15 protein-coding genes, 1 tRNA gene and 1 pseudogene are annotated in these 19,064 nt (G+C 68.2%); 11 read left to right on the forward strand and 6 right to left on the reverse strand.

Annotated features, from left to right (window positions below; genetic code table 11):
* The first annotated feature begins 2 nt into the window (after positions 1-2).
* From OG413_RS08380 to OG413_RS08405, 6 genes are all read left to right on the forward strand, one after another.
* The gene (locus OG413_RS08380) at positions 3-233 is read left to right on the forward strand and encodes an MbtH family protein (RefSeq protein ID WP_266803935.1); all 231 of its coding nucleotides are present in this window, start codon (positions 3-5) and stop codon (positions 231-233) included.
* Positions 230-8,548, forward strand: a complete 8,319-nt coding sequence (locus OG413_RS08385) for a non-ribosomal peptide synthetase (protein WP_266803937.1) — start codon at positions 230-232, stop codon at positions 8,546-8,548. The genes OG413_RS08380 and OG413_RS08385 overlap by 4 nt, the downstream gene beginning before the upstream one ends.
* Entirely contained in the window at positions 8,545-9,855 is a 1,311-nt protein-coding gene (locus OG413_RS08390) for an MFS transporter (protein WP_266803939.1), read from the forward strand. The genes OG413_RS08385 and OG413_RS08390 overlap by 4 nt, the downstream gene beginning before the upstream one ends.
* Positions 9,852-10,505, forward strand: coding sequence for a hypothetical protein (locus OG413_RS08395; RefSeq protein WP_266803941.1), 654 nt, complete (start codon positions 9,852-9,854; stop codon positions 10,503-10,505). The genes OG413_RS08390 and OG413_RS08395 overlap by 4 nt, the downstream gene beginning before the upstream one ends.
* A gap of 40 nt (positions 10,506-10,545) precedes the next feature.
* Positions 10,546-11,568, forward strand: coding sequence for a guanitoxin biosynthesis L-enduracididine beta-hydroxylase GntD (gene gntD / locus OG413_RS08400; RefSeq protein WP_266803943.1), 1,023 nt, complete (start codon positions 10,546-10,548; stop codon positions 11,566-11,568).
* 513 nt (positions 11,569-12,081) lie between these two features.
* Positions 12,082-12,789 carry a B3/4 domain-containing protein gene (locus OG413_RS08405; protein ID WP_266803945.1) on the forward strand — a complete coding sequence of 236 codons (708 nt, stop codon included), beginning with the start codon at positions 12,082-12,084 and terminating at the stop codon, positions 12,787-12,789.
* Positions 12,790-12,937: 148 nt separating this feature from the next.
* On the opposite strand, the gene OG413_RS08410 is transcribed toward OG413_RS08405, so the two are convergent.
* The 5 genes from OG413_RS08410 to OG413_RS08430 form a co-directional block, all read right to left on the reverse strand.
* Positions 12,938-13,423: a hypothetical protein gene (locus OG413_RS08410; RefSeq protein WP_266803947.1), complete on the reverse strand. Its 486-nt coding sequence runs from the start codon at positions 13,421-13,423 to the stop codon at positions 12,938-12,940.
* 16 nt (positions 13,424-13,439) lie between these two features.
* A complete protein-coding gene (locus OG413_RS08415; protein ID WP_266803949.1) occupies positions 13,440-13,676 on the reverse strand; it encodes a hypothetical protein in 237 nt (78 codons plus the stop codon).
* 129 nt (positions 13,677-13,805) lie between these two features.
* Complete coding sequence (locus OG413_RS08420; protein ID WP_266803950.1) at positions 13,806-14,015, reverse strand: hypothetical protein; 210 nt, start codon at positions 14,013-14,015, stop codon at positions 13,806-13,808.
* Positions 14,015-14,455, reverse strand: a complete 441-nt coding sequence (locus OG413_RS08425) for a hypothetical protein (protein WP_266803952.1) — start codon at positions 14,453-14,455, stop codon at positions 14,015-14,017. Before OG413_RS08425 ends, OG413_RS08420 begins: the two co-directional genes overlap by 1 nt.
* Positions 14,456-14,636: 181 nt before the next feature.
* A complete protein-coding gene (locus OG413_RS08430) occupies positions 14,637-15,149 on the reverse strand; it encodes a hypothetical protein (RefSeq protein WP_266803954.1) in 513 nt (170 codons plus the stop codon).
* Between the two features lie 96 nt (positions 15,150-15,245).
* Between OG413_RS08430 and OG413_RS08435 the strand changes: the two genes are divergently transcribed.
* A complete protein-coding gene (locus OG413_RS08435; protein WP_266810404.1) occupies positions 15,246-15,488 on the forward strand; it encodes a hypothetical protein in 243 nt (80 codons plus the stop codon).
* A 151-nt stretch (positions 15,489-15,639) separates the two neighbouring features.
* Positions 15,640-16,104 (forward strand): annotated as a pseudogene (locus OG413_RS08440) (tyrosine-type recombinase/integrase); the annotation flags it as partial.
* A gap of 115 nt (positions 16,105-16,219) precedes the next feature.
* On the opposite strand, the gene OG413_RS08445 reads toward OG413_RS08440, so the two are convergent.
* Positions 16,220-16,296 (reverse strand) — tRNA-Thr (locus tag OG413_RS08445).
* Positions 16,297-16,475: 179 nt separating this feature from the next.
* Here OG413_RS08445 and OG413_RS08450 point away from each other — a divergent pair.
* The 3 genes from OG413_RS08450 to OG413_RS08460 all read left to right on the forward strand — a co-directional run bounded on the left by OG413_RS08450 (position 16,476) and on the right by OG413_RS08460 (position 19,000).
* Positions 16,476-17,612 (forward strand): ABC transporter ATP-binding protein, encoded by a 1,137-nt coding sequence (locus tag OG413_RS08450; protein WP_073720428.1) that lies wholly within the window; start codon positions 16,476-16,478, stop codon positions 17,610-17,612.
* 222 nt (positions 17,613-17,834) lie between these two features.
* Complete coding sequence (locus OG413_RS08455; protein ID WP_073720429.1) at positions 17,835-18,248, forward strand: hypothetical protein; 414 nt, start codon at positions 17,835-17,837, stop codon at positions 18,246-18,248.
* Between the two features lie 35 nt (positions 18,249-18,283).
* The gene (locus OG413_RS08460; protein ID WP_266803959.1) at positions 18,284-19,000 is read left to right on the forward strand and encodes a nucleotidyltransferase family protein; all 717 of its coding nucleotides are present in this window, start codon (positions 18,284-18,286) and stop codon (positions 18,998-19,000) included.
* Positions 19,001-19,064 lie beyond the last annotated feature (64 nt).

Consider the following 19,064-nt stretch of genomic DNA (forward strand, 5'->3'; position numbering starts at 1 on the left):
GCATGGACAGCACAGCCACCAACCCGTTCGAGGACACCACCGGCGTGTACCTCGTGCTGCGCAACACCGCCGGTCAGTACTCCCTGTGGCCGGGGTTCGCCGATGTGCCCGCTGGATGGCACACCGACTTCGGCCCCGGACCGCGGACGGCCTGCGCCGAGCACATCGAGAAGAACTGGACAGACCTGGGTCCCGTGCGCGCGGGTGCCGCGGCGGGAGAACTGGCTTCATGACCGAACAACTCGAACGCTTCGCCACCCTCGTCCAGGGAGCAGGACCGGCAACCGGTCTCATCGGCCGGTTCGCGGAACAGGTCGCCCGTGCCCCCCAGGCACCGGCACTGATCGCTGGGGACACCGTCGTGACGTACGGCGAACTCGACGACCGGGCCGACAGGGTGGCGCGTCGGCTGACCGACCAGGGCATCAAGGCGGAGGACACCGTCGGGATCCTCCTGCCCATCTCTCCCGATCTGGTCGCCGCGCTCCTCGGCACCCTCAAGGCCGGTGCGATGTACCTGCCGCTGGATCCCAACTACCCGCCGGACCGGCTCGCCTACATGGTGGCCGACGCCGCACCCCGGGCGCTGATCACCACCCGGGAGGCAGAGGCCGGATTCGACGACCTGACCGGGGTCGACACGGGCGCGGTGTTGTACCTGGACCAGCAGGAGGACCAGCACGAGGACCAGCGGGACTCGGCTCCGGCCGGCACGGTCGGTCCGGACTTCGATCCGGACCGCGGGGCCTACACCATTTACACCTCGGGCTCGACGGGGCGCCCCAAAGGGGTTGTTGTCACGCACCGTTCGCTTGCGAACTTCCTGGACTGCCTGACCGACCGCTTCCAGGTGCACTCAGGTGACGTCGTCCTCTCCACCACATCGATCTCCTTCGACATCGCCGGGCTCGAGCTGTACCTGCCGCTGGTGAACGGTGCCGTGGTGCATCTGGTGCCGCGGGAGACCACCGTGGACGGCGTGGCGCTGCGCCGGTACCTGGCCACGGCCGGGCCCACGCTGGTGCAGGGAACTCCGGCGCTGTGGCAGCTGCTGCGGGAGGCCGACTGGAGCCCGCACGAACTTTCCGGTACAGCACGCCTGTTGTGCGGCGGCGAGGCACTGCCGCAGGATCTCGCCGACTTCCTCGCCGCGGGCACGGCCTCGGTGTGGAACCTCTACGGCCCGACCGAGACCACCATCTGGTCGCTCCTGGCACCAGTGGTCGCCGGGGAGCCCGTCACCATCGGACACCCGATGTGGAACACCGGAATCCACGTCCTGGACGATTGCCTGGCACCGGTAGCGCGGGGCGGGACGGGCGAGCTCTACCTCTCCGGGGACGGCCTGGCCCGCGGTTACCGCGGGCGCGGCGCGCTCACCGCCGAACGGTTCGTGGCCTGCCGGTTCGGCGCCCCCGGAAGCCGTATGTACCGCACCGGAGACCTGGTGCGGCAACGTGCCGACGGCGCGCTGGACTTCGTCGGCCGGGTCGACGAGCAGGTGAAGATCCGCGGCTACCGCGTCGAACTCGGCGAGATCGAAGCAGCACTGGGTCGGCTTCCCCAGGTGGCCCAGGCCCGTGTCATCATGCGCGAGGACGTCTCGGGCGTGGCCCAGCTGACCGGGTACGTCGTACCCACAGGCGGCCACAGCCCCACGGCCGACGAGCTGCGCCATGCCCTCGGCGCCTGGCTCCCGGCGCACATGGTGCCGTCCGGCATCGGGGTTCTCGACCGCTTCCCCCTGACTCCGGCGGGCAAGATCGACCGCAAGGCGCTGCCGTCGGCGGACCGCTCCGGTTCCGGAGCGGTCCGGTCTCCGGATACCCCGCAGGAGCGGGTGCTGGCCGAGCTGTTCGGTGAGGTGCTGGGGCTCAGCGACGTCGGTGCCGACGACAGCTTCTTCGACCGCGGCGGCAACTCGCTCGCCGCCAACCGCCTCGTCGCCCGCATCCGCAGCGAACTCGGCGTCGAGATACCCATCCGGGCCGTCTTCGACGAGCCCACCCCGGCCGCCCTCGCACTGCGGCTCACCGAGGCCGATCAGGCCCGCCCCGCCCTGCGCCCGATGGACCGCGGCGCCTCGCTACCGCTGTCGTACGCCCAGCAACGTCTGTACTTCCTTCACCGGATGGAAGGTCCCAGCTCCACCTACAACATGCCCGTCGCGGTACGGCTGACCGGGGAGCTCGACATGGCGGCGCTGCGCGCGGCCGTCGTCCACCTCCTGCAGCGGCACGAAAGCCTGCGCACCCGATTCATGGACGGGCCCTTCGGAGCCGAGCAGGTGGTGGTGGCCGGCTCCGACGCCGCCGTGGCCGCCGCTGCCAACATCTCCGTGCACGAGGTCACGGACCAGGAACTGCCCGCCGCCGTCGATATCGCGGTGGGACACCTCTTCGACCTCACCACCGACATTCCGGTACGAGTCGACCTGTTCCGCACCGGCGAACACGAGCACGTGCTGCTGCTGTGCATCCACCACATCGCCAGCGACGGCTGGTCGCTCGTCCCGCTGGTGCGCGACCTGTGCGACGCGTACACCGCCCACCGTGCGGCCACGGTTCCCACGACGCCGTCGCTGGAGGTCCAGTACGCCGACTACACGCTGTGGCAGCGCGAACTGCTCGGTTCGACCGACGACGCGGACAGCCTCATGGCGCGGCAGCTCGCCTACTGGCGCGAGCACCTCGACGGTGCGCCCGAGCTGCTGGAGCTGCCCGTCGACCGTCCGCGCCCCGTCACGGCGACCTACCAGGGCGATGTGGTGCCCTTCGAGGTGCCGGCCTCGCTCGCGGACCGCCTGACGAAGCTGGCCAAGCAAGAGGGCGTCAGCCTGTTCATGGTGCTCCAGGCGGCCACGGCGACGTTGCTGACCAAGCTGGGCGCCGGCACCGACATACCCCTGGGCAGCGTCCTTGCCGGGCGCGCCGACCGTGCCGTCGATGACAACATCGGTTTCTTCGTCAACACCTTGGTGTTGCGCACCGATACTTCGGGCGATCCGGCCTTCACCGACCTGCTGGCCCGGGTCAGGAGCGCCAACCTGGCCGCGTACGAGAATCAGGACCTGCCGTTCGAGTACCTCGTCGAGGTGCTGAACCCGGCCCGCGGCACCAGCCACCACCCGCTGTTCCAGGTCATGCTGGTGCTGCAGAACAATGCGGCCCCGCAGTGGCGCCTTGGCGAGCTGGCGGCAGCGCTCGAGGTGGTGCCGACCCGGACCTCGAAGTTCGACCTGACCTTTGAGCTGACCGAGCGGTTCACCGCAGGCGGTCAGCCGGACGGGCTCAGCGGTGAGATCGAGTACGCGACCGATCTGTTCGACCGGTCCACGGCCGAGACCCTGATCGAACGGCTGCTGCGGGTGCTGCGGTCGGTGGCCGACGACCCGGCGCGTCCGCTGGCGTCCATCGACGTCCTCGGCGCGGCCGAGCGGCGGACGATTCTGCAGGAGTGGAACGACACCGGCCTGGAACTGTCCGGTGCGACCTACCCGCAGCTGCTGGCCGATCAGGTGGCCCGTACCCCTGACGCCGTCGCGCTCATCCACGAGGACACGGAGCTGACCTTCGCCGAACTGGACCGTCGGTCGAACCGGATCGCTCACTGGCTGATCTCCCGCGGCGTCGGCCGTGACCACGTGGTCGGACTCGCGATGCGGCGCAGTCCCGAGCTGCTGTGCGCGCTGCTCGGAATCCTCAAGGCCGGCGGCGTGTATCTGCCGCTCGATCCGGACTATCCGCCGGACCGCCTTGCTTTCATGATCTCGGACAGTGCTCCCATCATGCTCCTGACGACGAGCGACGTCGTCGCGAAGCTGACCGACGAGGCGCGGCAGCTGCCACGCCTGGAGTTCGACGACCCGAACACGGCAGGCGAGTTGGCGCGGTACCGCCCTGACGCGCCGACAGATGCGGACCGCCGCGCCCCGCTGCGCCCGGACGACCTGGCGTACGTCATCTATACCTCCGGCTCCACTGGGCACCCCAAGGGCGTCGCCGTCACGTACCGGAGCATCCCCAACCTCGCCCACAGCTACCTCGAGCGGTTCCGGCTCGAGCAGGGCTCGCGGTTCCTGCAGTTCTCCTCGATCAACTTCGACCCGACGTTCTGCGAGCTGTGCTGCACCCTGCTCGCCGGCGCGACCGTCGTGCTCACCTCACCCGACGAGCTGCTCTCCGCCGACCGGCAGCGTGAAGTGACGGCCCGGTACCGGCCGACGCACATCACCTTCTCGCCCACCATTCTCAGCGGGATGACCCAGGACGCGCTCGCGGACTGCGGCAATGTGATGGTCGCCGGTGAGGCCTGCCCGCCCGCACTGGCCGCCGCCTGGGCGCCGGGCCGCCGGATGATCAACGCGTACGGGCCGACCGAAGCCACCGTCGACACCCTGTACTGGGAGTGCGGCAGCGGCCCGGACGGCTTCGAGGACGCGTCGGTGCCGGTGGGCCGTCCGCTGAGCAACACCCAGGTGTACATCCTCGACGCCGCGCTGCACCCGGTGCCGCCCGGTGTCACCGGCGAGCTGTACATCAGCGGTGACGGTCTGGCTCGCGGCTATCTCGGCAGGCCGGCCCTGACCGCCGAGCGGTTCGTGGCCTGCCCGTTCGGTGCACCCGGCAGCCGTATGTACCGCACCGGAGACCTGGCGCGCTGGCGCGCGAACGGTGCGGCAGGTGTGGTGGACTTCGTCGGCCGCGCCGACGACCAGGTCAAAATCCGCGGGATGCGCATCGAACTCGGCGAGATCGACGCGGTGCTGAAGGACCACCAGGAGGTGGCGCAGTCCGCCGTCGTCGTCCGCGAGGACACCCCCGGCCATCAGCAGCTCGTCGGTTATGTGGTCCCCCGGACGCACGGCGGGGCCCACGACATCGAGCACGTCGACAAGTGGCACCAGATCCACGAGCAGGGATACAGCGAGCAGCGTGACCTCGGCACCGAGCAGGATTTCACCGGTTGGAACTCCAGCTATGACAACGAGCCGCTGCCGCTGGAGCACATGACCGAGTGGCAGGCGGCCACGGTCCGGCGCATTCTCGACCTGCGACCGGCCAGAGTGCTGGAGGTCGGGGTCGGTTCCGGTCTGATTCTGCGGCCGGTCGCACCGCACTGCACCGCGTACACCGGCGTGGACTTCTCCGACGCTCTGATCCAGACCCTCGACAGGGCGATCGAGGGCAGCGACCTGCACGACCGGGTCAAACTGCACACCATGGCCGCCCACGAGGTCGGTGCGCTGGCGCCCGCCTGCTTCGACACCGTGGTGATCAACTCGGTGGCGCAGTACTTCCCCAGCGTCGACTACTTGATCGACGTCGTGCGCCAGACCATGAAGATGCTCGCTCCCGGCGGGCGGATCGTGCTGGGTGACATCCGCAATCTGCGGCTGCTGCGGGCCTTCGTCACCGCCATCGTCCTGCACGACGGCGCGCACGCCGACGAGTCTCTGGCCACGGTGCGGGACATCGTCGCCCACCAGCGGGATCTGGAGAGCGAGTTGCTACTCGATCCGGCCTTCTTCGCCCGGATCGGCGATCTGGTTCCGGACGTCGCCGGTGTGGACGTACAGCTCAAGCGAGGTTCCTTCCATAACGAGTTGACGGACTTCCGCTACGACGTGGTCCTGCACAAGCGGGGAGCGGACCTGGTGTCCCTCGCCGACGTGCCCGCGCGCGAGTGGAGCAGCGCCGAGGACGTCGACACCCACCTGGGTACGGCCCGGCCACAGGCGCTGCGTGTCACCGGGGTTCCCAACGGCCGGGTGACGGCACAGGTGGCGAGCGCGCAGCGGGTAGCTTCCGGGACCGGCGCTCTCGTACGCAGCCTGTCCGAGGCCACCGACGTACGGTCCGGGGTCGACCCCGAGACCTTGTGCGAGATCGGCGCGAGGCTCGGCTACACCGTGCACCCGACGTGGACCGACACCGAGGAAGGCGACCGGTTCGACGTGGTGTTCCTCGCTGCCGGGCGGGCCGCGGGGCAAGGGCTGACCGATGTGTTCCTGGCCTCGGACGAGGACGAGCGTCCGCTGTGGCAGCTTGCCAACGACCCCCAGGCCTCCGATCGCGGCCGCAACCTCGCCACCGAGCTGCGCCGCCACGCGGCACGACGGCTGCCGGACCACATGGTGCCCGCCGCCGTCGTCGTACTGGACGCGTTGCCGTTGACGCCCAACGGCAAGCTGGACACCCGGCAGTTGCCCGAACCCGAGTTCGGCTCCCGGGCGGGACGGCCGCCGGCCACGCCGCAGGAAGCAACGATGGCGGCACTCTTCGCCGACGTGCTCGGCCTGCCGACGGTCGGCGCCGATGACCGCTTCTTCGACCTCGGCGGCGACAGCATCCGGTCCATCCAACTCGTCAGCAGGGCACGCGCAGCGGGCTTCCGGATCACCCCGCGCGATGTGTTCCACGAACAGACGGTCGAGGCTCTGGTGGCCCGGGCCGCTCAGCACGCCGAGGCGCACCCGACGGACGACGGCGCGGTCGTGGACGTCGATGCCTGGGAGAAGATCCTGCGGACTCCCGATCCGGCCTACCCGGTGTCCGACGCCTCACCCGCCGCAGATCGGGGGCACATCACCCGGCGCGTCGTCGGCAAGGACGCCGAGCGGCTGCTGACCGCCCTGCCGCGCCTGTACCGCTGCGGCCCCGAACACATCGCGGTGGCCGCGCTGGCTCCGGTGCTCATCGAGTGGCGCCGTACGCAGCTGCCAGGGGCCGGAGCCTGGCTGCGACTCGACCTGGCCACGGCGGGCTCGCCGACCGGGCACCCGGTGCGTCTCAATCCGGGCGCCCCGGACCTGGACAAGGCTCTGGCTGAACCGCAGGAGCTGGCCCGTGTGCTGAAGCGGGTCAAGGAGCAGGTACGCGCCGTACCGGAAGCCGGCCGAAATTACTCCACGCTGCTCGCCGACCCCGCGGCCGCGCAGCGACTGTCCTCGTACGGGGCTTCACACGTGCGCTTCCGGGTGATGCCCGCCGGTGCGGCCCGTGCCAACGGCAACGTGCGCTTCGGGGACGACGGTACGGAACCCGCTCTCAGCATCGATGTACGGCCGGCCGATGACGGCATGGCTCTGGAGACCATCTGGTCCTGGGACGCCACGCGGTTCACCGAAGCCGCCGTGGGGGCGCTCGCTGACCGGTGGGTGACCTTCCTGGTCGCGCTGGCAGACCTCGCGAAGCATCCGGAGCTCGGTGGGCTGACTCCTTCGGACGTCGCTTTGGTCAATGTCAAGCAGTCGACCATCAGCCAGTTGGAGACCGACTACCCCGGCCTCTGCGACATCCTGCCGCTCACCCCACTCCAGCAGGGCTTCCTGCTGTACGCCGCCGCCGACCACCACGGCCCTGATCCCTATCAGAGACAGAGCCTGTTCGACCTGGACGGGCCGCTGGACACCGAGCGGCTGCGACAGGCGGCGCACGCACTCCTGATGAGACACCCCAACCTGCGCGCCGGCTTCACCCACAGAGGAGTTCAAGCCCCGGTGCAGGTGGTGCAGGAACAGGTGGAGGTGCCGTGGATCGTGCACGATCTGTCCCCGCTCGCACCAGCGGAGCAGGAGCGCCGGGAGGCGGAGATCCTCGCTGCGGACCGGGGCCGACAGTTCGACCTGTCGACGCCCGTGCTGATGCGCTTCACCCTGCTGCGCCTTGGAACGGAGCGGCATCGGCTGCTCGTCGGAGACCACCACATCTTGCTCGACGGCTGGTCGAACTCGCTGGTGTGGCAGGAGCTGTTCGCCCTGTACTGCGGCGAGCGGCTGCCGGCGGTGCCGCCCTTCCGTGACTACCTGGCGTGGCTCGCGTCGTGCGACCGTGATGCCGCGGCGTCGGCATGGCGAAGCTATCTGACGGACGTCGATGGCCCGACCAGGGTCCATCCCGCCAAGCCGGCGCCGGACGTCTCGCTGCACACCATGGGTGTCACGCTGACACCGGAGCTGACCGGTTCACTGCAGCACCGGTGCGCACAGGCCGGGATCACTCTCAACACGGCCCTCCAAACAGCGTGGGGCATCGCGCTCGGCCGTCTCACTGGGCGCGACGACGTGCTGTTCGGCAACACCGTCTCGGAACGGCCGGCTGAACTCGACGGCGTCGAGTCCATGGTCGGGCTGCTACTCAACACCGTGCCGCTGCGCGTGCGTATCCAGTCGGGCGAACCCATCGGCACAACCATGGCTCGGGTGCAGGAATCGCAGCTGGACATACTCCCGCACCGATCCCTCGAACTCACCGAAATTCAGCGACTGTTCGGGGCAGACGAACTGTTCGACGCCTGCTACGTGTTCCAGAGCTACCCCGCAGATTCCCTCAAGGGAAGCGAGACCGACGGACTGCAGGTGCGTGAACTGGTAGACGGTGCGGAGGGGCTTCCGCATTACCCGCTCGGCATCACGGTAACTCCGGGCCGACAAATCAAATTCACCGTCGGATACCACCCTCATTTGTTCGACGACGACCAGATGAACGATATCAAGGAGTCCATCATCGATACGCTCGAAACGATCGCGGCAGGGGAACACGGATGAAGAATTTCCTGACGATGGTTCGTGGACTTCCGTTCGCAATGAAGGTCCTGCTGGCCTCCGCTGCCGCGCGAAGCCTGAGCTCCTTCGCGATCCTTGCTTACATGCCCATCTACCTGTACGACACGGTAGGCATGGACGGTGCCACCATCGGCTATGTGATCGGCGGCAGCGTACTGGTTGGCACGCTGACAGCCGTTTACGGTGGCTATCTCGCGGACCGGTTCAGGAAAGTCGATCTGGTTATCGTGCTGGACCTCGCGCTCATACTTCTCTATCTCAGCCTGACGGTGTTCCACGATCCGGTCACCGTTACGGCCATCCTGTTGATGGCCAACGTCGCCTCCTGGTCGATGGGCGTCGCCGGCAGTGCCCTGCTCTCCGAACTGGTGCCATCCGAGAACCGCGTCAAGGTGTTTTCTCTGCGCTATTCGTTGCAGAACATAGGTGCAGCAGTAGGCCCCTTCCTGGGCATTGCCGCGCTCGCGGCGGGACCCAGTGGTCCGTTTATTCTCAGCGTCACCGTCATTGGCGCCTCCTTGCTGCCTCTGATAATTTTCCGCCACCGGTTCCTGCCCGCCGGCAGTGGTACGACGGCGCCGACTGGGGCAGCAGAGCAGAGTACAGAAGAGCAAAGCGCAGAGAAGCAGGACGAGGAAGAGACTCCCACGTTCCGTCAAGTGCTGAAGGTGATGGGGGCGGACAGGCGGCTGACTTACTTCACCATCGGTGGAATTCTCAGCATCGTGGTGTACGGGCCGCTCCTGACCTTCATGTCGCAGTACCTCATTCTGGTGGAGGACCGCGACACCGCCTACAAGCTGGTCGCCTACATTTCCGCCGCCAACGCCATTACGGTCATCGGCGCCCAGTACGCCCTCGGCAGCCGCCTGAAGCAGGACAATCTCCTGAAGTGGTTGACCGTCGGGATCGGCGCCTTCGTTGTCGGGTTGGTCGCGATGTCGCTGTCCACGAATGCGGCCATCATCGTCATCGCTGTGGTGATCTTCAGCCTTGGCGAGGTCGTTCTGGTGCCCGCGGAGTTCACATTCATCGACTCCATCGCTCCCGACAACCTGCGCGGCAGCTATTTCGGCGCACAGAATCTCATCCATATCGGCATAGCTCTGGGGCCGATACTCTGCGGTTTTCTTCTCCAGCATTTCGTGCCAGCCGCAATGTTCTACGTCCTGATCGGCGTCGTGGTGGCCAGCTGGTGGTTCTACGTCATCGGCTGCCGGGTCACGGCAGCCCATCGCGGCCAAGTGCAGGCGGGTGCGGAATCAGTGAAGGCGGGGAATGAGAAATGAGCTTCGAGGAGATCACGCAGAAGACGTACTGCCCCTTCGCCAAGCCGTCGAAGATGGGGCGCGGGATCACCATCCGGACCGACGACGTCGAGAACGAGCTGGTGCGGCACCGTGACATCATCTCGGACTTCTTCCGCACGGCCGCCGAGCGTTCGCGCGACGGCATGGTCATCACCTTCGAGGAGTCGACGCTTGGTATCACGCTGGACGCGCTGGTGGATCTCACTCGACGCTTCTACACCACGCTCGCTCATATGTTCTCAAGCGTATACATTCCCGATGATCCGCAGCCTGATGAACGCTGGTACGCGATGATCGAAGGTGAACTTTTCTTCCTGGTCTCCTTCGCCCCCTGCTACCCGGAGACATCACCGCGGTACACCCACGGCGATCAACGGACCTACTTTCTGCTGCAACCCGCCAGCACTTTCGAGCGGAATGTCAAATTCATCGATCGGCAACGTGCGGGAATCCATCGCGCTTTCGCCGCGGTCGGCAAACCGTACGATGCGCGACTGGCCAATCTGGAAAACGACATGTTCAAGGCCGTCATGCCGATCGACTCTCCCGGTCATCACATTCCATGGTGGGAACCTGAGGGCAGCACAGCGCAAGAACAGCAGGATCGTCACCTGCACACCGGTCTTTGAAGGCTGACAGGAAACATTCGACACCAGAAGTGAGGCATCCATGAGTGAGTACCGCGGCATTCTGAGCTACGACCTCTCCGCCGACGAAATATCATCCCTCGAACAGTTGCTCGCCGACCCGAAGGTGACACAGAGCGATCCCGGCGAGCAAACGTTCTATGACAACGCCTGGGAGCTGGTACTGAAGGCGCCGATCGGACTTCGTCGGTTCGTGGAGGAATTTCGACGCAACGACGCGGCTGCCGGCTTCCTGCTGCGCGGCTTCGGCGTCGACGACGACGCTGTCGGCCCGACGCCCGGTGACTGGGCCGAGGCCGCGACCGCCGGACGTACCCGCCGGGAAGAGCTCTTTCTCGCGTTGATGGGCCAGTGCCTCGGCGAAGTGTTCAGCTGGCCCACACTGCAGTCCGGACGAATGATCCAGAACGTGCTGCCCATCGCCGGCGAAGAGGGCGAGCAGAACGGACACGGCAGTGACGTGCTCCTCGAATGGCACACCGAGGACGCTTTTCATCCCTACCGCTGCGACTACCTGGCCCTCTTCGGCATTCGCAACCACGACCGGGTTCCGACGACGCTGGCTTCGGTCCAGGACGTGGAACTGTCGGCGGGCACGCGGCAGGCGCTGTCCGAACCGCGGTTCTACATCCTGCCCGACGACGAGCACCTGCGTCAGCTCGCTGTTCAGCGGCCCAATGACCCCGGACTGCTGCGGATGCGCGAGATGCGGGATAACCCCGAGCCCGTCGCCGTGCTCTTCGGTGCCGGGGACGCTCCGTACCTGCGCATCGACCCGTTCTTCATGCGCTGCGTCGACGGCGACGCCGAAGCGGAAGTGGCGCTCAAGGAACTGGTGACAGAGCTGGAGCGCGTGCAGCAGGACGTGGTGGTGGAAGCGGGCACCCTGCTGGTCGTCGACAACTACCTCGCCGTGCACGGTCGTCGCGCGTTTACGGCACGCTACGACGGAGCCGACCGCTGGCTGCAGAAGGCAGTTGTCGCACGTGATCTCCGTAAGTCGCGTTCCGCGCGGGAGTCCGCCGCAGGACGCCTCCTAGGCTGATCCGGATGCTCAGGGTCAGAGGCACCATCCGTTCCCGGATGGAGCCTCTGTCGTGCCGCTTGCCCATCGTCCTGCTCATCCGGGGGCTCTTCGAGCTCCGGCATTCAACGACCGGACATCAGCGCCCAGACGCTCAAGCACAGCCCGCCGACTGAGATTCCCGCGTGGATCCCGACCCAGAGCGCCCAGATCATCACCCTCCCGATGTGCGAAGGGTTCCGTACTGTGCCAGCAAGCCGAAGCCGGCCGCGGCAGGCTTGGGCTGCCGCGGGCCGCCCTACGCCGTACACCACAGACAAGTTGTCCATCCACTTCAACAGAGATTCATCCGGAAGCGGAACCGGTACCACTGGCAGACGGCGGGGACGCACGGACACCGCCCGCCGGCTCACCGAACGGGGCACCGCCCTGAACGCACCCACCGCGGCACAGCAGCTCCGCCGCCTGGACCGCGTCGGTACCTGGAAGTCCTGACCATCCTCGGCCCGCTCACAGAACGGAATTGCTCCCACGATGACCGCCTTCCGCATCAGCCCCGACGTCGCAGCCGCCTTCCCCGACACCCTCATCGCCGTCGTCACCGCCACCGGCCTGAACGGCCGCGAGCCCTGGCCCCACACCGCTGCCGCCGTGGAGGGCCTGGAGCAGGACCTCGCCGCCGGCACCTGGTCCCCCGCCGACGAGAGCGACCCGCGCATCGAGGCGTGGCACACCGCCTACCGCTCCTTCGGCACCAACCCCCGCCGCATCCGCCCCAGCGTCGATGCCCTCGGCCGCCGCCTGGCGAAGAAGGGCACCCTGCCCCGGATCAACCCGGCCGTCGACTCCTACAACGCCGTCTCCGTCCGCCACGGCCTGCCCGCCGGAGCCTTCGACCTCGACCACGTCACCGGCGACGTCGAAATCCGCTACGCCGACGGCACCGAGACCTTCACCCCGCTCGGCGAACCCGACACCGTCGAAAACCCCAAGCTCGGCGAGATCGTCTACACCGACACCACCGACGTCCTCACCCGTCACTGGAACCACCGCGACGCCCACCGCACCCGCGTCACCGAGGACTCCACCCACGTCGCCTTCGTCCTGGAAACCCTCCACGCCACCGGCAACGGCCACCTCCTGACCACTGCCGCCGACGAATTGCAGGACCTGCTCACCGAACACTCCGCCCAGAGCACCGTCCACTACGTCAGCCCCGCACACCCGCAGGCCACCCTCTGACACCACGCCCCTGGCATCCCAGTGGCAGAGATAGCTGGGCGGCAGGTCCGCCTGCGAGCCGTCGTTCACTACGGAAAGCAGTCGTGAAGAAGTGGGTGGACGGGTGCCGTCGGGCGTGTCGGGCATCTCGTTCGCGCGCTTCGCGGTCTCACTGGGAGAACGCGTAGGTCCGGACGGGGTCGAGGTGCAGTTCGAAGGGCCCGAAACAGTCGGCCGCGAGGGTCGCGACCGGAGCGCCGCAGGGGCAGGCCCAGTTGAGTCCCTCGTCGCCTGTCGGTCCGCAGCACCCGTTGCTGTTCTCCCAGTTGGGCAGTGGGTGAAGGCCAGCAGCGTCATCAGGGTGCACCAGCCCTGTGTGCCGGCTGCCGGCCGAGATGACGAAGCCTTCTTCACGGCAGACCACAGGTCCGCGCGACTGAGCCGGCTTCGGGTCCTCCTGATCGTCCTGCAGGACGTAGGGAGGTCCCCAGGGCTCGGGGTCGATCGCGTAGTGGCCCCGCGGAACAATGGCAGGTGCCCGCCGTGTCCCCTTGTCCCGGCCGCGCTCGTCGTCTGAGACGTCAGGGACGGCGGCAAGCTCGGCGAGTTCCGGCCAGATCGCGGTGCCGCACTTGTAACAGAGGAAGACGGTCATTCCCTTGTTGCAGTACTCAGGGCTGCCCCTTCGCATCCTCGTTTCGCTGCTCGGAGTCGATGCGCGCAACGACGCCACGGAGAACGGGCATGCCCAGGTGGACGGTGGTGTGCCGCGCCGCGATGTGGCGCGTGGCGGCGAGCTTCTGCTCGGCGGCGGCGAGGCTGGCCTCGATCGCGGCGACCTCGCCGGGCCATCCCTGTTCCTTGGCCTCCTGGAGCCGGTCGAGCAGGTTCGCGTGGATCTCCTTCAAGGGGCATCGACTTCGACCGCCGGCAGGTCACCTGCCCGCAGAGCGAGACCAGCGCGGGATGGCATGGCCCCTACCCGACCTCCTCACCCACCGCGGCACCGCTGATCGTGGCACGGTTCACCCGCTCGGTCACCAGAGGCCGTGTTCTTCGCCGAGGCGGGAGGCACGGCTCTTCACGACGCGGAGGGAGTCAGGTTCGGCTGTGTCCCACTGGGCCGTCGCCGGTCCCTGCCTCGGGCGCAGGACCCAGGTCGCGTTCTGCCTAATGCCGGTCACGATCGCCTGCCGGCCTTCGGCGTCCTCGACGATGTCGCCGACCTCGGCCCGCCTCGCGCTCACTACGACGCCTCTGGCGCGAGGTGTCCGTACGAGAACCGTCGGGCGGCTCCCTCAAAGAGAGTGGGGCGGTACCCGGGCTGGCCCGGGGTACGTTGCGGCGGCCCGGTCGTCGCTTCCACGAGAAAGCCACCCCGGTCCCTGACGAGAACGCCGAGGGCGGCGAACTGCGCAGCGTCGAGCGCCACGTGGGAGATGGCCGCCACGACCACGCCGCGTACGAGGCCGGACGACAGAGCGCCCGTCATAGCCTGCCAGCCCAGGCGAGAACCCAAGGGCACACTCGGGTCGCGGTCGGTCCACACGCCGGCCACGAGCCAATGGCAGGCATCGGCGTAGTGGCGGGCACGGCGTTCGGCCTCGCGTACGGCAGAAGCGGAGCTGGCGCAGGAGTAGACGGCTACCGGTACATGTCCGAGGCCGCCGAGCGGAGTGTTCGGCATGCCCCAAGCGTGCTGCTGGCGGTCCGTACGGAACAGGCACGCCCCGTGGCTGTGGAGCGGACCGCACGGACGGGCGCCGCCACGTCGCGTAACCGCCATGGCTCCGGGTGGGGCGGACCGGTGCTACGAAGCGTGGCGGCAGTCACGCCTCCTGTCGCCCCGCTGCTACGGGTCGTGGCAGTCAGCGGACGCCCAGGGGGACGCCCGCTGCATGGGCCAGTCCACGCAGGCGGCCGACGGACACGCCGACCAGGCGGGAGATGATCACGCCGGGCAGCATCTGGTGCTGCACCCAGCCGGGCGCCATGCCGCACACGGCTTCAAGGGTGTCGGCGGCTTGGTCCCAGCGGCGGCATTCCACGTGGGTCAGGGCCACATCGAGGCCGTACCGGGCCCGGGTGGCGAGAGGAACGGTGTCGTCGAGCTTGACGGTATCCATGAGGCGCAGCGCTCCAGGAATGTCGCCGAGAGCAACGGCAATGCTCATGGCCTGGGTGGCGGCGTAGAGGGGACCGTAGGGCTGCGCGTGCCCTCCACGGGCGTGTTCTGAACCGAGCCGTGCACCGACGGCGTGCGCCTGAGAAAGGTACTCGCGGGCGCTCTCGGCGGAGGAGCCGCCTCGGGAGGCCGCCACGGCTGCGTTGGTGACGAGCTGGCCGTAGACCGCCAGTCGATCCGGGTCGTGTTCCGACATCTTCGGCTCGATCCGGTCCGCCTGGGTGGCGGCGAGCGAGAACCCCTGCGCGGTCCGAACGTCACGGAGGTTGACCCATGCTGTGGTGGCGGCGAGGTGTGCGTCACGGAGGTCGTCGCCCGCCTGTACGGCGATCTGCCGGCCGTAGGTGAGCGCCGCGTAGGCCAGTCCCGTGAGCCCCAGACGTTCGCGGCCATCGCGGCGGTCTGGAAGACGTCGGCCAGAACGCCGGCGGCTGCCGTCTTCTCGTCGGTGTTCGATGCGTCGTACCGCGCGCGGGCCTCGGGCAACAGCGCGCCGAGCAGAACCCCCAGTTCGGTGTACCGACCCGCCCAGTAGGCGGCGTCGGCGTCTTGGAGAACGGCCCTCAGCTCGTCGACCGTTCCCGGTTCGGCCTCGGCTGGGATACCGGGGGCGGCGTCGTGGGTGGCTCCGGACAGGCACCGCAGGGCCGCTCGCTCGTCGCGGTCCATGGAGCGACGAGGCGCCTGCGTGGGTCGAGACCGGCCACGTCTTCACCCAGGAGGACGGCTCCTGGCTCCACCCGGGCAAGGTCACCGACCTCTTCGAACGCCTCGTCGCCGCTTCCGGCCTCCCGCCGATCCGACTGCACGACCTCCGCCACGGCGCGGCGACGCTCATGCTCGCCGCCGGCATCGACATCAAGATCGTGTCGGACACCCCCGGCCACAGCGACACCCGGATCACCCGGGACATCTACCAGAGCGTCCTGCCCCACGTCGGCAGGAGCGCCGCCGAGGCCACCGCGAAGCTCGTCCCCCTCCAGCGCAAGGCCGAGGCCGAGAAGGCGGCACACAAGGCCGCGAAGAAAGAGGAGGCCAAGAGGACCGCGGCCAAGAACGCCGGCAGGGCCAAGGGCGGCAAGCCGAGCACCAAGGCGAAGGCCCGAGCTGAGGAGGCCGTGAAGGCCAAGCGCCGGAAGCCCAAGAAGTAAGGGCTCCTGAGCGGCTCCGCTCACGCAGGCACTCCCGCCGCGCCCCGGCCACCCGCCACACCAGCCCCGGAACACCAGAAACCCCAGGTCACGGGCTATGTGACCTGGGGTTTCGTGGAGCCCCCTGTCGGATTCGAACCGACGACCTACGCATTACAAGTGCGTTGCTCTGGCCAACTGAGCTAAGGAGGCGTGCCGGAGCAGTGTAACCAACCTCGCGCGGGGATCGGACGAGATATTCCCGGCGCCTTGGACTACTGACAGATCCGAAAACGCCAGGTAGCGTCACATCAGGTTCACCCAAGTGGACCAGACCACTCCCTTACTCGGACCGTCCGGCACGTTCCTGCCGGTGGAGGAGAAGATTCAGCATGGCCAGTGTCACGTTCGACAAGGCGTCCCGCGTCTACCCCGGCTCCACGAAGCCGGCCGTGGACCAGCTTGAGATCGACATCGCGGACGGTGAGTTCCTCGTCCTCGTCGGTCCTTCCGGTTGTGGCAAGTCGACCTCCCTGCGCATGCTCGCGGGTCTTGAGGACGTCAACGGCGGCGCGATCCGCATCGGTGACCGCGACGTCACGCACCTGCCGCCGAAGGACCGGGACATCGCCATGGTGTTCCAGAACTACGCGCTGTACCCGCACATGTCCGTCGCGGACAACATGGGCTTCGCGCTCAAGATCGCCGGTGTGAACAAGACCGACATCCGGGCGAAGGTCGAAGAGGCCGCCAAGATGCTGGACCTCACCGACTACCTGGACCGCAAGCCGAAGGCGCTCTCCGGTGGTCAGCGTCAGCGTGTCGCGATGGGCCGTGCCATCGTGCGTGAGCCGCAGGTCTTCCTCATGGACGAGCCGCTGTCGAACCTCGACGCCAAGCTCCGTGTCTCGACCCGTACGCAGATCGCGTCGCTCCAGCGCCGCCTCGGCATCACCACCGTGTACGTCACCCACGACCAGGTCGAGGCCCTCACCATGGGCGACCGGGTCGCGGTCCTCAAGGACGGGCTGCTCCAGCAGGTCGACTCGCCGCGCAACATGTACGACCGCCCGGCGAACCTCTTCGTGGCCGGCTTCATCGGCTCCCCCGCCATGAACCTGATCGAGGTCCCGATCACCGACGGTGGCGTGAAGTTCGGCAACAGCGTCGTCCCGGTCTCCCGTGAGGCGCTCACCGCCGCCGCGGACCGCGGCGACACGACCGTCACGGTCGGTATCCGCCCCGAGCACTTCGACATCGTCGAGCACGGTGGCGCCGCCGCGAAGACCCTCACCAAGGACTCCTCGGACGCCCCGGCCGGGCTGGCCGTCTCGGTCAACGTCGTCGAGGAGCTCGGCGCCGACGGCTTCGTCTACGGTGCCGCCCAGGTCGGTGGCGAGCACAAGGACCTGGTCGTCCGCGTCGGCGGCCGCGCCGTCCCGGAGAAGGGCACCAAGCTGCACGTCGTCCCGCGCCCGGACGAGCTGCACGTCTTCGCGACCTCGACCGGTGAGCGCCTCACCGGCTGATCGCCCCGCCGTGCGCACGGCCCCGCATCCTTCGAGGGTGCGGGGCCGTTTGCATGGCGCGGCACATGTTTGCGCGTCGATCATGGACGTCACCAAATACCCCGCCAGACGGGACATTTCAGCCCCTCCCGTCAACCGGCGATTCGAATGACCACGTCGAACCATCCCCCGCGAGGGTGACGAAATGTCGTCAATTCATCACTGCCCGCTACGCTCGCCTGCGTGACCCACACCGCGCGCCGAATCGGCCGAACTCTCGCTCTCGTCCTGCCCGTCGTCATGGTTCTCTCCGGAACCCTCGCGGTGACCCGCGTTCCGTGGGCGGCGCAGAACAACGAATCCCCGTTGCTGGCCGCCGCATCGGAGACCGTCTCCAAGCGCGCCAAGCCGCGCGCCGCGCAGGACGTACTGCGCGACAAGCTGCTCGTGGAACTCCAGGAGAAGGACCCGGCGGCGGCTCTCACGGATCTCCAGCGCGCCGTCGAAGCGCGCCCCTCGCTCGCCCAGCACTGCATGTCGATCGCCAAGGCGCTCGGAAAGGCGGCCGTCGAGCAGTACGGCCCGACGCGCGCCCACCGCTTCTCCCGCCCGGTCTGCGACACGTCGTTCGCCTCCGGCGTCGCACAGTTCAGCTGAGCGGGACGTGGCAGGCACCGCATATCGTGCCTGCCATGCATACGTATCCGACGCAGGCGGTGATCCTGGCGGGTGGCCAGGGATCGCGGCTGCGCCCGTACACCGATGACCGTCCCAAGCCGATGGTCGAGATCCCGGGAACCGGGACCCCGATCATCGGCCATCAGCTTTCCTGGCTGGCCGCCGAGGGCGTCACCGACGCCGTGGTCTCGTGCGGCCACCTCGCCGAGGTGCTCCAGGAGTGGCTGGCCTCGGCCGATCTTCCGTTGCGCGTCACGACCGTCGTCGAGAAGGAGCCGTTGGGCCGCGGCGGTGGCCTGAAGTACGCGGCGGCCCGGCTGCCCGACCCGGAGCAGCCCTGGTACGCCACCAACGGCGACATCTGGACGCGCTTCTCCCTGCGCGAGATGGCCGCGTTCCATGCCGAGCGCGACGCCACCGCGACCCTGGCGCTGGCCCGGCCCCGGATTCCCTGGGGCGCCGTGGAGACGGACGCGTTCGGGCACATCACCGACTTCATCGAGTCGCCACCCTCGCCGTATCTGATCAACGCGGGTGTGTACGTGTTCTCGCCCGCGTTCACGAAGCTGCTGCCCGACCGGGGCGACCATGAGCGGACGACGTTCCCGCGGCTGGCCCGGGAGCGCAGCCTGGCCGGGTACCCGCTGCCGCACGGGGCCTACTGGCGGGCGATCGACACGGCGAAGGACCTCACCGAGGCCGCGAAGGAACTGGGCGCCCAGGCGGGCTGAGAGAGCCGCTGCGGGGGTGGGAACGGGACAGCTCGGGCCAAGCCCGGGACAGCCCCGGGGAGCC

The organism is Streptomyces sp. NBC_01433 (assembly GCF_026340105.1).
Classification (GTDB): domain Bacteria; phylum Actinomycetota; class Actinomycetes; order Streptomycetales; family Streptomycetaceae; genus Streptomyces.